This window comes from Emticicia sp. MM (genome assembly GCF_001649495.1).
In genome coordinates, this window is the sequence record NZ_LXHX01000072.1 from 1 (window position 1) to 756 (window position 756).

Annotated in this window: 1 protein-coding gene; it reads left to right on the forward strand. The window is 39.2% G+C overall.

The window, feature by feature from the left end:
* Positions 1–756 (forward strand): pectinesterase family protein (locus tag A6M55_RS09140; RefSeq protein WP_197491685.1); only part of this gene is annotated, 756 nt, incomplete at both ends.

Here is a 756-nt window from a genome sequence, read left to right on the forward strand (position 1 = left end):
TTACAATCAAAATCAAAAAAGGGATTTACAAAGAAAAACTCGAAGTTTATAGCACACTGACCAACATTACTTTTGTGGGCGAAAGTCTCGATAGTACCATTATTAGCTATGATGATTTTTCGGGAAAAGGGAAAATGGAAACCTTTGATTCTTACACGCTCAAAGTAATGGGCAACGAGATAAAGTTTAAAAATCTGACCATCGAAAATACTGCAGGAAGAGTCGGACAAGCAGTAGCCTTACACGTTGAAGGCGACCGTTGTACGTTTGAAAACTGTAAATTTCTCGGAAACCAAGATACTATTTTTGCTTCGGGCGAAAACTCAAGGCAATATTTTACAAATTGCTACATCGAAGGTACGGTTGATTTTATTTTTGGTTCATCAACGGCTTTATTTCAAAAATGCCACATTCATAGCAAAACTGATGGTTATGTTACGGCGGCTTCAACACCTAAATGGGTAGCCTACGGCTATATTTTCAAAGATTGTAAACTAACTGCTGATAAAGCTGCTAGCAAAGTTTATTTGGGCAGACCATGGCGAGATTTTGCCAAAACTGTTTTTATCAATTGTGAACTCGGCAGCCACATTCTACCCGAAGGCTGGAATAACTGGGGAAGACCCGAAACCGAAAAAACAACTTTCTATGCAGAGTATGGTTCAAAAGGCGAAGGCTCAAATACGCAAAGCAGAGTGAAATGGGCTCACCAACTCAGCGAAAAAGAAGCTTCATCCTACACCAAAGAAGAAATAT